The 12,197-nt window shown below is 47.0% G+C and carries 9 protein-coding genes; 4 read left to right on the top strand and 5 right to left on the bottom strand.

Annotated features, from left to right (window positions below):
* Positions 1 to 17 precede the first annotated feature (17 nt).
* Positions 18 to 779 carry a hypothetical protein gene (locus ACFPIB_RS08180; protein WP_378016947.1) on the top strand — a complete coding sequence of 254 codons (762 nt, stop codon included), beginning with the start codon at positions 18 to 20 and terminating at the stop codon, positions 777 to 779.
* 62 nt (positions 780 to 841) lie between these two features.
* Here ACFPIB_RS08180 and ACFPIB_RS08185 read toward each other — a convergent pair whose 3' ends face one another.
* The 5 genes from ACFPIB_RS08185 to ACFPIB_RS08205 all read right to left on the bottom strand — a co-directional run bounded on the left by ACFPIB_RS08185 (position 842) and on the right by ACFPIB_RS08205 (position 9,615).
* A complete protein-coding gene (locus ACFPIB_RS08185; RefSeq protein ID WP_378016948.1) occupies positions 842 to 2,629 on the bottom strand; it encodes an acyl-CoA dehydrogenase family protein in 1,788 nt (595 codons plus the stop codon).
* A gap of 196 nt (positions 2,630 to 2,825) precedes the next feature.
* Positions 2,826 to 4,004: a thiolase family protein gene (locus ACFPIB_RS08190; protein ID WP_378016949.1), complete on the bottom strand. Its 1,179-nt coding sequence runs from the start codon at positions 4,002 to 4,004 to the stop codon at positions 2,826 to 2,828.
* Between the two features lie 306 nt (positions 4,005 to 4,310).
* Positions 4,311 to 6,713, bottom strand: coding sequence for a 3-hydroxyacyl-CoA dehydrogenase/enoyl-CoA hydratase family protein (locus ACFPIB_RS08195; RefSeq protein WP_378016950.1), 2,403 nt, complete (start codon positions 6,711 to 6,713; stop codon positions 4,311 to 4,313).
* A gap of 433 nt (positions 6,714 to 7,146) precedes the next feature.
* Positions 7,147 to 7,581 (bottom strand): MarR family winged helix-turn-helix transcriptional regulator, encoded by a 435-nt coding sequence (locus ACFPIB_RS08200; RefSeq protein WP_378016951.1) that lies wholly within the window; start codon positions 7,579 to 7,581, stop codon positions 7,147 to 7,149.
* Between the two features lie 273 nt (positions 7,582 to 7,854).
* Positions 7,855 to 9,615, bottom strand: a complete 1,761-nt coding sequence (locus ACFPIB_RS08205) for an AMP-dependent synthetase/ligase (RefSeq protein WP_378016952.1) — start codon at positions 9,613 to 9,615, stop codon at positions 7,855 to 7,857.
* A 150-nt stretch (positions 9,616 to 9,765) separates the two neighbouring features.
* On the opposite strand from ACFPIB_RS08205, the gene ACFPIB_RS08210 reads away from it, so the two are divergent.
* From ACFPIB_RS08210 to ACFPIB_RS08220, 3 genes are all read left to right on the top strand, one after another.
* Positions 9,766 to 10,920, top strand: coding sequence for a formimidoylglutamase (locus ACFPIB_RS08210; RefSeq protein ID WP_378016953.1), 1,155 nt, complete (start codon positions 9,766 to 9,768; stop codon positions 10,918 to 10,920).
* Positions 10,921 to 10,987: 67 nt separating this feature from the next.
* Positions 10,988 to 11,404 carry an STAS domain-containing protein gene (locus ACFPIB_RS08215; protein ID WP_378016954.1) on the top strand — a complete coding sequence of 139 codons (417 nt, stop codon included), beginning with the start codon at positions 10,988 to 10,990 and terminating at the stop codon, positions 11,402 to 11,404.
* Between the two features lie 55 nt (positions 11,405 to 11,459).
* Positions 11,460 to 12,182, top strand: coding sequence for a hypothetical protein (locus tag ACFPIB_RS08220; RefSeq protein ID WP_378016955.1), 723 nt, complete (start codon positions 11,460 to 11,462; stop codon positions 12,180 to 12,182).
* Positions 12,183 to 12,197 lie beyond the last annotated feature (15 nt).

Below are 12,197 nucleotides of genomic sequence, written 5' to 3' on the forward strand. Positions count from 1 at the left end.
TCCGATTTTTGCGACCTATGAATTTGAAAAAAGCGTTCTTCTTATTTACATCTCTCATTTCCTGCATTACTTTTTTTTGGGGTTGTGAAAATGATGCTGTTAAACCAAAACCTACCGGCAGTATAAAAGCGGTCGTTTCGCCGGCTGGAGCAGTAACAAAAATGCAGTTATCTAAAAGTGCCGACATCATTACAATCCTCCCGCAAAATGGCGACACTTTTCTGGCTGAAAATCTGGAAGATGGGCCTTATCTGGTTTCTTTCTGGAAGGCATCCTATTTCAATGAAGAGTATTATACACGAACTATTACCATAAAGAACGGACAGGCTATCGTTCTGGACACGCTTAAATTTACACGACAGGATACAACAAAGCCAGGCACCATGTCAGCAACTATAAATGATATAAAGTATATTTTCGACATAAATCATGCTGAATGGATTGGCAGTACTCTTTGGATTTCAGGATTTAGTCATAATGTAGGTTCTCCATACGGCTCAAAGGATATTGGAATTGCATTACAGCAAGTAACTGGTCCAGGCATTTTCAGTTCGCCATCTTATGCAGGTATTGGCTTAAGCGGATTTCCGCCGGTTTCTCTTTTATGGGCAACCAACGTTTCCGGTGGAAATCTTACCGTTAACCTCACCAAATTCGATACTATTAACAATAGGCTTTCGGGTGAATTCAGTTTTAAAGCCATACACATTACTTCGCCAGGTTCCTACACTCCTCAAACTGTAACCAAAGGCATTTTTACCGATGTGCTGATTAAATAAATAAAAAAAGCCGGCTGCTTTCGCAAACCGGCTTTCTGAAAATATTACCGTGACTTTTTCACCTAAAAAGCATACCGATTCTCAGAGATCAGTTTGGCAGCAACTCTTCTTCTGGCTTCCTTCGCATTGAATAATTCCGAAGTTTTGGTGAAGCGCTTCAGACCAATGAACAGCATTTTCTGCTCGTCGCCTTCGGCCATAGAACCAATGGCTTCTTTGCCGGCCAGGTACGTGGTATTGATCGCTTCTTCCAAATACACGCGCAACATATCAATTTGTAATGCCGCCGCTTCTTCGCCTTTGCTTTGCACGAGTTTTTCCACCCGAAGTAATAGAGATTCCGCTACGTAAGTTTTAATCGCCATATCGGCAACGTTCATGAGAACTTCCTGTTCTTTGGCCAGGCTCATCATGAATTTCTGCACCGCGGTTCCGGCCGTCATCAGAATGGCTTTCTTCAGGTTTCTGATGACTTTTTTCTCCTGACTGAATAGCGTTTCTTCTTCATCACCGAAATCCGGAATGCTCATCAGTTCGTCCTGCACGGCTTTGGCTGGCGTCATCAAATCGAGTTCACCTTTCATGGCGCGCTTCAAAAGCATATCCACGGTCAGCATGCGGTTAATTTCGTTTGTACCTTCAAAAATGCGGTTGATGCGCGAATCGCGGTACGCGCGGTCCATCGGGTAATCGGCCGAGAAACCATATCCACCGTAGATCTGCACACCTTCATCTACCACATAATCAAGCACTTCCGAACCTTCCACTTTCAGAATAGCAGCTTCTACGGCAAACTCTTTGGCAGCTCCTAAAAGTGCTTCGTTGTAACCTTTGCCTTCCGCTTTCAGCTCTTCTTCTTTCAAATGAATGTCGTGACCGCAGCGGTACAGCGCCGATTCCAGCGCATAAATTTTAATCGCCTGCTCCGCCAGTTTATGACGGATCGCGCCAAATTTGGAGATCGGAATTTTGAACTGGATGCGTTCGTTGGCGTATTGCACGCTCAGGTTGGCTACTTTTTTTGCCGCGCCCAAGGTTGCTGCTGCCAGCTTAATTCTACCTAGGTTCAGGATGTTAAACGCAATTAAATGGCCTTTGCCAATTTCGCCGAGTACGTTTTCTTTCGGCACTTTGCAATCGGTTAAAAACACCTGGCGGGTAGAAGAACCTTTAATGCCCATCTTGTGCTCTTCCGGACCAAGACTCAAACCCGGCGTACCTTTCTCCACAATGAAACCGGTAAATTTATCGCCGTCAACCTGCGCAAAAACGATGAACACATCCGCAAAACCGGCATTCGTGATCCACATTTTCTGGCCGTTCAGCACGTAATGGTCGCCTTCCAACACCGCCTTAGTTTTAGCCGCCAGCGCATCGGAGCCGGAACCCGGTTCAGTTAAGCAGTAAGAAGCCATCCACTCGCCGGAAGCTAGTTTAGGCAGGTATTTCAGTTTCTGTTCCTTGTTTCCGAAATACAGAATTGGCAAGGTCCCGATGCCTGTATGGGCCGCAAACGCCACCGGAAACGAATGTCCGCCGCCGGCCGCTTCGGTAACGAGCAAAGACGTATTAAAATCCTTGTCAAAACCGCCGTACTCTTCCGGAATGGAAATGCCGAACAAGCCCAGCTCGCCCGCTTTTTTCATCAGGCTTTCCATCAGGCCTTCTTCGTGGTTATCCAAGCGGTCCAAAACCGGCGTAACTTCCGAATCGACGAATTGCAGCGTGGTTTCCGCCATCATTTTCTGCTCTTCGTTGAATTCTTCCGGGGTAAAGATATTTCCGGCAATGGTTTCCTTTATGATGAATTCGCCGCCTTTTAGCGATTTTTGATTTTGGGTAGTTTCCATGGTCGTATGTTCGGTTATTCGAGGTTCGATTTTTCGATTTTTATTTTTTGCGGTCATTCCGACCCTTACCGTCATCTCGACCGCAGGGAGATCTCAACAGGTTGGTAGTACCTTTTATTCTGGCTTTGCTACCAGACCGATGAGATCTCTCCTGACGTCGAGATGACGCGCACGATTATTAAGAGCTTAGCACCTATTACTTCAGTAGTTCGTAGATACCGGCCACTCCTTGCCCACCACCTACGCAGGCCGTAACCATGCCGTACTTCTTGTTTCTTCTCCGAAGTTCATGAAATAACTGCACGCTGAGTTTTGCTCCGGAGCAACCCAGCGGGTGGCCCAAAGCAATGGCGCCGCCGTTCACGTTCAGTACCTCCGGATTAATGTTCAGCTCCCGCATTACAGCAATAGATTGCGAAGCGAAGGCTTCGTTCATTTCGATCAGGTCGAGGTCTTCGAGTTTCATGCCGGCCATTTTCAGGGCTTTCGGAATGGCTTTGATCGGACCCATCCCCATAATTCTCGGGTCAATGCCTTCCGTAGCGTAGGTTACCATCCGGGCAATAGGCTCCAGGTTCAACTCCTTGATCATGCGTTCTGACATTACCAGCACAAACGAAGCGCCATCAGAAGTCTGGGAAGAATTACCGGCCGTAACGCTACCATTCTGGGCAAAAACCGGTTTTAATTTGCTTAGCTTTTCAACCGAAGTATCAGCCCGCGGACCTTCGTCAGTGTCTACCACAAAGCTGCGGGTTTTCTTTTTGCCGTTTTCATCGAGGTAGGTTTCTTCCACGTTTACCGGCACGATCTGGTCTTTGAAATAACCGTTCTGAATGGCGTTTATGGCTTTCTGGTGCGAATTATAAGCAAACTGATCCTGGTCTTCGCGACTCACATTGTAATCTTTCGCCACGGCTTCGGCCGTTAAACCCATGCCTAAATAATACTCCGGGTGCTTCACCGAAATGTTGTAATTCGGAACGGTTTTCCAGCCTACGGTTGGTACCAGCGACATACTTTCGGTGCCCCCGGCAATAATACAATCAGCCATTCCGGCGGTAATTTTAGCTACCGCCATGGAAATGGTTTCGATGCCGGAGCCGCAATACCGGTTCACAGTTTGCCCGGAAACGTTGATGGGCAGCGACAGCAAGGAGATCATCCGGCCAATTTGCAGGCCCTGCTCCGCTTCCGGAACGGCATTGCCTACGATCAGGTCGTCTACCCGGGCCGGGTCTAAGGAAGGCACCGAAGCGAGCAGATGTTTGATCACGTCGGCAGCCAGGTCGTCGGGGCGCGTGAACCGGAAGCCGCCACGGGTTGCTTTTCCTACGGCCGTCCGGAAGCCGGTTACGATATATGCTTGGTTCATTTTATGTATGTTTACCCCACCCTAACCCTCCCCTAAATCAGGGGAGGGAATTTTTGAGTGAGTTGGTTAATGTTTTAACTTTTTCAGCTGAAAACCATACCGTTTTCAATCCTTTAAATTATTTTTTTGCTCTTCCGGATTTGCAATCCGGAATTTTTGAGTTGCGGATCTGTGATCCGCCTTCTGCTGGCTTTTAACTGCTACCGTTTAAACCGGTGGTAGTGTTGCGAATTACAAATCCGCTGGCTTAGTACTTTCGGATTGCAAATCCGAAAGAGCGAAATTGGCCGGTGCCTTCTTCATCAATTAATTTCGCAGCGGTTTGCCAGTCGTCAGAATACTTTGGATACGCTCCAGCGTTTTGCGTTCTCCGGTCAGCGATAAGAAAGCTTCGCGCTCCAAATCCAGCAGGTATTGCTCCGAAACTTCGGTTGGCGCAGACAGGTCGCCGCCGCACATGATCCAGGCTAGTTTTTCGGTGATCTTTTTATCGTGCTGCGAAATGTAGCCGCCTTCGTACATGGCGTGGGCGCCGGTCAGGAACATGCCTAAACCGCTCTTGCCTTCCACTTTTATGTTGGTGCGCTGGGTTGGTTTGGTGTAACCGGTTTCGGCTAAACGAATAGCGGCAGCTTTGGCATCGGCGATCAAACGGTTCTGATTGATGGTTATTTCATCGCCGGGGCGCAGATAGTTCATATCGCGGGCTTCGTGCGCGGACGTTGCTACTTTGGCCATCCCGATGTTCAGGAAAGCGTTGCGCAAACGATTCAGCTCCGGATCGCCTTCCTGGAAACTGGCTGCCGTGCGCAGGGTCATTTCTTTGGTGCCGCCACCAGCCGGAATTAAGCCTACCCCGAATTCAACTAAGCCGATATAGGTTTCGGCAGCGGCTTGTACGTGGTCGGCGTGGAGGGTGATTTCGCAGCCTCCGCCCAGGGTTAAACCGTGCGGCGCCACTACCACCGGAATCGCTGAATAACGCACGCGCATCATGGTGTTCTGGAACTGTTTGATCATGAGGTTGATCTCGTCGTATTCCTGTTCCAGCGCGTTCATGTACAGCAAAGCAAGGTTGGCGCCAGCCGAGAAATTCGGGGCATCGTTGCCAATTACCAGGCCACGGAAATCTTTCTCGGCGAGGTCGATGGCTTTGTGAATTCCCTGTACCACTTCGGAGCCCATGGTGTTCATCTTGGTGTGGAATTCCAGGTTCAGAATGCCGTCGCCGATGTCGTGAAGGGTAGCGCCTTTGTTTTTCCAGACTACGTTGTTACTGCGGTAATTGTCAAGGATGATGAAGTTTTCGGTGCCCGGAATTGGCTTGTAGGTTTTGCTTTCGCGGTCGTAGAAAAGGCGTTTGCCGCTTTCACTTTTATAGAAGGTTTCGGTACCGTTTTGCATCATTTCGGTAACCCAGGCCGCTGGTTTGTAGCCGGCTTTTTCCATGTTGGCTACAGTCTCTTTCACGCCCAAAGCATCCCATACTTCAAACGGACCAAGATCCCAGCCGAAACCGGCTTTCATGGCATCGTCTATTCTATAAAGTTCGTCGGAGATCTCCGGAATGCGGTTGGAGGCGTATTGGAACAAACCGTAGGAAGTTTCGCGGAAAAAGTCAGCCGCTTTGTCGGAAGCACCAGCAAACGCTTTAAGGCGCGAACGCAGGTCTTCGATCGGCTTGATGGTTTCCATGCTCTGGAATTTCACCTTGTTTTTCGGGCCGTATTCCAGCGTGTTGAGATCCAGGGTCAGAATTTCAGTAGCGCCTTTTTCGTTCTTCGTTTTCTTATAGAAGCCCTGTTTCGATTTATCGCCGAGCCAGTTATTTTCTACCATTTTCTGTACGTAAGCCGGCAGCTGGAACAAATCGCGGCTTTCGTCTTTTTCCCCTGTCTGGTACAAGCCCTGCGCTACTTTTGCCAGCGTATCTAAGCCAACCACATCGAGCGTTCTAAACGTTGCTGATTTTGGGCGACCAATGGCCGGGCCAGTGATTCTATCGATCTCATCTACGTTCAGGCCGAGCTTGTTCATTACCTGCAAGCCTTGCATGATGGCGTAAATACCTACGCGGTTCGCGATGAAAGCAGGGGTGTCTTTTGCCAGAACGGTGGTTTTTCCGAGGTACAGATCGCCGTAGTGCATTAAGAATTTCACCACTTCTGGATCGGTTTTCGGCGTAGGAATAATTTCCAGGAGCTTTAAGTAGCGTGGCGGGTTGAAAAAGTGCGTGCCGCAGAAGTGTTTTTGGAAATCTTCGGAACGGCCTTCGAGCATGAAATGGATCGGGATACCGGAGGTGTTCGAAGTAATTAAAGTGCCCGGTTTCCGGAATTGTTCTACCTGCGCAAAAACCTGCTGCTTTATTTTCAGGTTCTCAACCACCACTTCAATGATCCAATCGCAATTGGCAATATCCTTCATATTATCGGTGAAGTTGCCGGTGGTGATGCGTTTGGCGAAATCTTTTTTGTAAAGCGGTGCCGGGTTGGAATTGATGGCCGTTTGCAAAGCTGTGTTCACGATGCGGTTGCGCACCTGCAGGTTTTCCAGGGTCAGTCCTTTGGCCTGTTCGTCGGGTGAGAGTTCGTTGGGAGCAATATCGAGGAGCAGCACCTGCACGCCGATGTTGGCAAAATGCGCCGCGATCCGCGAACCCATAACGCCGGAGCCAAGAACCGCTACTTTGTTGATGATTCTTTTCATTAGATAGATATTAGTATCTGGATGTTAGAAATTTAATTATTGAATGCGTGCAAGTAAAAATGCGTGAATGTCTCTTAACTGTTTTGTCGGAGCTTGGGTTTTGAGGCCTGAAAGCATACGGTTTTACCCCTACTAAATCCACCCCTAATTCAGGGGAGGATTTTTTCCAACCTTCGTTGCAAGCTTTTCTGCTGTTAGCCAACAAGCTCCTGCGCTCTTTCGGATGTTTTCATCCGAAAGCCACCTGCCGGGGATTTATCAATCCCGTGTTCATACAAACTCGTTGCACGCGGGTCAATAGACCCGCAACAGGCAAGATTCAGATTGATAAATCCGAATCAGCAATTACATTCCCGCATTTTCACATTTCTTAATTAGCACTTTAGCACTTACTTTAGCACATTAAACCATTAGCACATAACAAACCGCCACATTAAAAAATGCTTTTGCTTTCGATCAAACCGTTTATTTGGCCTATAACTTTGAAGAAACATTCGAGGTCTTTTTCGGGGATGGTTTCGCGGACTTTCTGGTTGAATTTCCGTACGGTTTGCCGGGAAACTTCTTTCTTTTGCATGCCTTTTTCAGTGAGCATGATACGCACGGAACGTTTGTCTTTTTCATCGGCCATTTTGTAGATGAGGCCTTTTTCTTCCATGCTTTTTAGAATGCGTGTAAGGCTGCGGGCTTCTAAACCTAATAAAGGCGCAATTTTGGTGGCCGGCGTGCCTTCGTTCGGGTCTATGTTCAGCAACACGAAGCCGATGGAAGTGGTTATGTCGTGCTGCGCGGCCTGCACATTGTACATGCGCGAGATGGCGTGCCAACAGACTTTTATATTATAATCTACGGTTTCTTCAGGTTTCATAGTAGTGGTTAGGATCAATAAGTTATACCAAATATAACGAAAATTTGTTATGCTTGCATACTAAATTAAAAAAAATATTTTAACACGATTTTTAGGATTTCCGGAACGAGCAAAGCCTTTCGTCTGAATTGGGATTCGTCAGATTACGGGATTTCAGGATTATCCAAAATCAGAATCTGTTAATTCCTAAATCTGATAAATCTTTAAATCTGACGAATCCAAATTCAGACATAAATAAAAAACCCGGCCACAGAGGTGCAGCCGGGTTTTTGCTTAGGAATACATACCGTTTATCTGGGCTTCGTAGTTTTTGCTGATCACTTTTCGTTTTACTTTCAGCGATGGCGTAAGTTCCCCGCTTTCAATGGTCCAGGGGTTCAGAATGAGTTCGAATTTCTTGATCTGTTCGTATTGCGCAAAACCTTCGTTGAACCCGGCAATTTCCTTTTTGAACTTGTCGATCACTTCCGGTTTTCGGATCATTTCGGCATCGGTGGTGTATGGTATTTGGTGAATTTTGCACCAGTCCTGCAGGCCGGCGTACGATGGCACAATGAGCGCGGAAGGGAATTTTTGCCCCTCGCCTACCACCATGGCTTGTTCAATTACCAGACTTTCTTTCAGCTTGTTCTCGATCTGCTGCGGCGCCACGTATTTTCCGCCCGAGGTCTTGAACATTTCTTTTTTGCGGTCGGTGATCTTCAGGTATTTGCCTTCCTCCATGTGCCCGATATCGCCGGTATGGAACCAGCCGTCTTTGTCTATTACTTCGGCTGTAAGGTCGGGTTTGTTGTAATAGCCTTTCATTACGCCGCGGCCGCGGGTCAGAATCTCGCCGTCTTCGGCAATCTTCACTTCTACCCCATCAATCGGCGGCCCAACCGTGCCAATTACGTTGTTTTCGGGTTCGTGGCGGTTTACTGCAATTACCGGACTGGTTTCGGTTAAACCGTAGCCTTCCATAACGCGAATGTTCGCCGACCAGAAAACTCTTGCCAAACGTGGTTGCAAAGCCGCACCGCCCGAAACAATAGCGATTACGTTTCCGCCCAGAGCTTCGCGCCATTTATTGAAGATCAGTTTATTGGCCAAAGCCAGCTGCGTGTTATAGAAGAAACCCTGATCTTTGCGGGTGTCGTATTTCAGGCCGAGCTCTAAAGCCCAGAAGAAAAGTTTGCGTTTTACGCCTTCCAGCTCCAGGCCTTTGGCTACAATTTTATCGTAGACTTTTTCGAGCAAACGCGGTACCGTTGTAAATACGTGCGGCTTTACTTCTTTCAGATTGTCGGCAATGGTTTCCATGCCTTCGGCGAAGTAAATAGAAACCCCGAAACTCATGTATAAATAAAGCAGCATGCGTTCGTAAATGTGGCAAAGCGGCAGGAAACTAAGCGCGCGGTGGTTTTCGTTTACCGGTACGTAAGGGCCTGCGCCTTTTACGTTGCTCACAATATTATCGTGGCTCAGCATTACGCCTTTGGGGTTGCCGGTAGTGCCTGAAGTATAAATAATGGTGAGCAGATCGTCGGGTTTAATGGCGGCTTTGAGCGGTTCCAGTTTGGCGGCATCTTCGCCTTGGCCCAGTTTCAGAAGGTCGGTCCAGCATTTGGCACCGGGTACGTCATCGAAGGTGTAAATTTCTTTTATGCCCTCAATTTCGGCGGTCGCGGCTATTACTTTATTATAAAGCGTACGATCCGAAACGAACACCGCTTTTACTTCGGCATCGTTGAAAATGTAACGGTAATCTTCTTCGGTAATGGTGGGGTACATGGGCACGCCAATGGCGCCGATCTGCTGAATGCCGTAATCTACAAAAACCCATTCGGGCCGGTTCATCGATACAATAGCCACTTTATCGCCGCTTTTTATGCCCAGTTTCAGCAAGCCCAAACTCACCTGGTTGGCTTTTTCCTGCACTTGCTGGGTGCTGTATTTACGCCATTCGCCGTTAATTTTGGCAGCCAGACAATCGGGTTGCGGGTACTTTTTAAGCTGGTAAGGCAGAATATCGAAAGCGCGGGTAAAATCCATAGTAGATCTGTTTGCGTGAGGAGGCTTTTCTTTTCTTAAATAAAGCTATTTCCGGCGGAAAAAACAATATTGCAATAATTTTCTACCATACGCACGAAGCAGGCTTTCCGGTTTTAATTTCTTAATTTTGGAACTGCCACTTTTAGCTATATGAATTTAGGAATACTGTTTGAAGCCCTGCCCGAAGAGTTTGAAAAATTTGCCACCCAGGATCTGAAAAGTGTGGGCGCGCATACCGATGCTTTTCTTTACAAATTCCCCGATTGGCAGGAAGCCGACATTGCTGTTTTTGGCGTGCTCGATAACCGCGGAAAAACGGTATCTATTTCCGACGAAAATCCGGCCGATGCCATACGCCGGAAACTTTACGGCCTGAAAAAAGGCACCGGCCGCTACCGCATTGCCGACCTCGGAAATCTGCGCCCCGGCATTACGTTGGAAGAAACGCATTTCCGGATACGCGAAGTGGTGGAAATGCTGGTGGCCAACCATACTATTCCGGTAATTTTAGGCAGCAGCCACGACCTGGATTATGGTCAGTTTTTAGCTTACGAAACCTGGGGCCGGCCGGTGAATTTAGTAACTGTAGACAGCGCGCTGGATATGACCGAAAATTCTTCGGCGGCCGAAAACAAGCAGCATCTGCACAAAATTCTGATGCACGAACCGAATTATTTGTTCAGTTTCAGCCAGCTGGCGCACCAGAGTTATTTAACCGAACCGGAAATGATGGCGGTGCTTGAAAAACTGCATTTCGAAACCATCCGGATAGGTGAAGTGCACAAAGATATTACCAAAACCGAACCGCTTATCCGCCACGCCGATCTGCTGAGTTTCGATGTTTCGGCCATTAAATTTCAGGAAATGCCGGGGTATGCGCCGGCTAATCCGTTTGGTTTAAGCGGCGAACAAGCCTGTCAGCTGACCTGGTACGCGGGGCAAAATGACCAGCTTACATCTTTCGGGCTTTACGAATACGAACCGGCTTACGATCCGCAACGGCAAGGCGCATTTCTGCTGGCAACCATGGTCTGGTATTTTATAGAAGGCTTTTACCAGCGCAAAAATGAACTCGATTTCACGGGCAAAAAATTCACGAAATACACGGTTGCTTTCCACGATAACCCGAACAAAATGTCGTTCTACAAAAGCAACCTGAGCGATAAATGGTGGCTGGAAGTAGAAAACCTGACGCCCGAAAAAGACAACCACATTGTGCCTTGTACTTACGACGATTATCTGCTGGCGACGAATGGTGAAGTTCCGAATAGATGGATTCTGACGCAGGCGAGAATGGGGTTTTAATGTGCTAATGCGTTAATGTGCTGATGTGCTAATTGTTGAATGATTGAATTAGAGAATGATTGAATAAATGAAGGAAGAAAATCTAATTGATAAATTAAATGGCCTGAATTTTTCGCTGGAGGAAACTGGAGATATTACTATTCTGAATTTTGGTAAAGATTATGAAATCCAGGAATATGGTTTTATTTGGGATATCATACATGAAAGTAAAAAGCATCCTTCAGAAGTAGATTTCCTTTTTAAATCAGATCAGCTAATATTAGACTTCTCAAACCTTAACTATATTGATCAAACAGGTGGCGAATTTACCGTTCTGAATGAAACTTATAAGGTCTTAAAAGGGAAAGAAATTCTTTTTTGTGGGATCAACGAAAATATTGAATTCATTTTTAAAATGATTTCAGAGGAAGAATATTCAAAGCTTTTAAAATTCGAAACCCGTGAAAAAGCAATTGAATATTATAGAGCTCAAAAGAATAAATAATGAAGATGTAGAATCATTTTCACATTTACGCATCTTCAGATTTTCAAATTGTAGCATGAAATTTTACCGCATACTTTTTATCCTGTTTTCCCTATCGTTTTTTGCCGGTGAAGTGCGGGCGCAGGAAGTGATTCCGTGCCGGTATCCGTTGCAGGTTTCGGCCGATTCTTTGGTGAATTTTGTGCGGAAAGATTTTGAATGGCGCACCGGAAAACCAACGCAAATTGAGCCGGAAGACTGGAAAATGTATTTCTACGACAATACACGCGGCATCGATTTTACGTCGGCTTATAACCAGGCGCAGCAATTTCTGTTAGAAAAACTAGGTCGGGAAGTTTTCTGCCGCTACACCGACCTGATGCTCAACAGTTTCGAAATAAACCCGACCAACAGCAACGAATTTTATCTTACGTATTATCTCCAACTTCCGAACCTGGAAAACCCGAAGCAGATCGGTTACATGCAATTCAATTACGAGGTAGTTCCGCTCAAATTCACCTTCAATTTACAACCCGATAATACGCTTCGCACCACCGTTCCAACGAACGTTCCGGAATGCAACAACCAGCCCGATTGCGGCATAACGATCACAAAAGAACGGGCGCTGCAAATTGCCCGCGCCAAAGAAATAATTACCAATAACGTAGATTATTTCATCGAAACCGACGGCCGCGACTGGGTGATCAGAACTTCACCGAACGGCGGAAAAACCGTAATTGCGCACCGCATTAATTTGCAAACCGGCGCCGTTTCGGGACCATTAACGGTGGTGAAGTAAGTAGGAATGATTGAA

Origin of the sequence: Adhaeribacter terreus, assembly GCF_042657365.1 — a bacterium.
GTDB classification, from domain to species: Bacteria; Bacteroidota; Bacteroidia; order Cytophagales; family Hymenobacteraceae; genus Adhaeribacter_A; species Adhaeribacter_A terreus.